General features: G+C 75.2%; 2 protein-coding genes. Both read left to right on the top strand.

The features are described 5' to 3' along the window. A partial coding sequence (locus tag V7793_RS36795; RefSeq protein ID WP_336014031.1) for a SagB/ThcOx family dehydrogenase occupies positions 1–1,394 on the top strand: 1,394 nt, incomplete at its 5' end. Continuing rightward, the coding region (locus V7793_RS36790; protein ID WP_336014030.1) for a hypothetical protein at positions 1,391–2,092 on the top strand (702 nt) is incomplete at its 3' end. The genes V7793_RS36795 and V7793_RS36790, both read left to right, overlap by 4 nt.

Genomic DNA, 2,092 nt, shown 5'->3' with positions numbered 1-2,092 from the left:
ACCCCCCTGACACGGCGCGGCGGCTGACGGGCTGGGCAGGCGCGGTGCCCTCGCCGCTGCACCGCGCGCTGGACGCCGAACTCACCTGCTACGCCTTCGCCGCCGCGGGCGGGGTGCCGCTGGTGGGGGCGGTGCTCCGGCAGGACGGACCGCCCCGGGAGATCCGCGCCCTCGGCTGCGGTCCGACGGCCCGCGGCGCGCTGGCCCGGGCACTGGACGGCATCCTCACCCGGGCCGCCGCCGACGCGTGGACCGGACCGGCCCCGGCCCCGGCCGTCGGCGGGGACGTCGGTCTCGACCAGGTCGGGGAGGTCCCTGAGGCGGAGTTCGGGCGCCGGGTCGGCGCGGTCGTGCGGACGGTGCTCGACGGAGACGGCGGAGCCGTCGTCCAGTGCCGCCTCGCCGGAGCCGCTGGGACGACGGAAGCCGCCGGAAGGACGGAGACCGCCGGAAAGACGGAGACCGCCGGGACGACCGAAGCCGCCGGGAAGGCCGGAGGCACCGAGGAGCCGACACGGCCGACGGAGCCGACAGATCCGGCGGGTTCGGCGAGCTTGTGGGCCGGGCCCTGCATCACCGGCCGCACGGCCCCCGCCGACCTGTCGCTCGCCTGCGACCGCGAAAGGATCAGGATTTCCCGCACCTTCCACGAGAACTCGAAGATCCGCTCCGCCTACCGCACGCTCCCGCCGGTGGACGTCGACCGGCTGCACCCCGACACCAGGCGCGCCCTGGCACGGCCCTACCGGGACTACGGCCGGACCAGGACCGAACATCCCCTGCCCACGGCCGCGGGCCGTGACCTGCTGCCCCTCGACGCGGCGGTCCGCCGCCGCCGCTCGGCGGCGCCCATGGGCCGGGCCCCGCTCCCGTCGGCGGACCTCGCACGGATCCTGGACCTCTCCGCGGGGATCACCGGGACCGCGCACACGCCCGACGGGGTCCGCCTGCCGCTGCGCGCCACCCCGACCGCGGGCGGCCTGTGTTCCGGCGACCTGTTCGTCCTGGCCCACCGCGTCGAGGCCGTGACCCCGGGCGTCCACTACTTCCACCCGGGCCGGCGCGTTCTCCAACTGGTCAACGACGACTACGACTTCGACGAGGTCGCCGCGCACACCGGCTACCCCGGCCGGGTGGCCGGGGCGGCGGCGATCGTCCTGCACGTCGCGGCCTTCCGGCGCAACCAGTGGAAGTACTGGGAGCGCGGCTACCGCATGGCGCTGCTCGAATGCGGTCACCTCGCCCAGAGCGTGGTGACCGCGGCCGCGGCGCTCGGCCTGGTGGCCCACCCGCTCATCGGCTTCGTCGACGACCACTTCAACCGGCTGGTGGGCGTGAACGGCACCGACGACGCCGTCGTCTACCTGACCCTCCTGGGAGAGGCCGCCTCGTGATAGATCAGGACAGCGTCCTGCGGACCGCCCCCGGCTTGCGCCTGCACGTCCTGGACGACCGCAACGGCTTCGTGGAGTCGCCCCGCGGAGTCCACCGGCTGCAGGGGACCGGACTGCGCCTGCTCGCCGAGCAGGTCCTGCCCCGGCTCGGCAGCCCGGCCCGCGCCGACGACATCGTCGTGGCCCTCGAAGCCACGCTGCCGCGCCCCCGCGCACTGGAACTGCTCGAAAGCCTCCGCAACCAGGGGATCATCGAGTGCGCCCCGCAGGACCCGCACGCATCACAGGAGCCGCAGCGCACCGCCCCGCAGCACATCGCCGTGCTCGGTCCCGCCGCCCTCACGCACGACCTGGTGGCCGTCCTGCGCCGGACACCGCGGACCGAGGTGCACGACCTCGGCGAGCCCGCGGAACCGACGGCCGGCCTCCTCCTCGGTGCGGACGCCTCCCTGGTGATCGCGGCGACCGCCTCGCTCTTCGACGCGCGGGCCGGCACGGTCAACGAACTCTGCGTCCAGCAGGGCCTGGACTGCCTGTTCTACGGCCTCATGCACGGCGGTACCGCCTTCGCCGGCCCGCTGTGGACCCCGGACGGGACCGCCGCCTGCTACGAGTGCCTGCGCACCCGGATCTTCGCCAACTCCGTCCACGGCCCGCTCTGGCGCTCCTACACCGCCTCCCTCGCCGAGTCCGGGGCG

Source organism: Streptomyces sp. KLMMK (assembly GCF_036961605.1).
Classification (GTDB): Bacteria; Actinomycetota; Actinomycetes; order Streptomycetales; family Streptomycetaceae; genus Streptomyces; species Streptomyces telluris.
The sequence above is the reverse complement of the archived record's forward strand: the minus strand, read 5'-3'. Positions and strand labels throughout refer to the sequence as shown.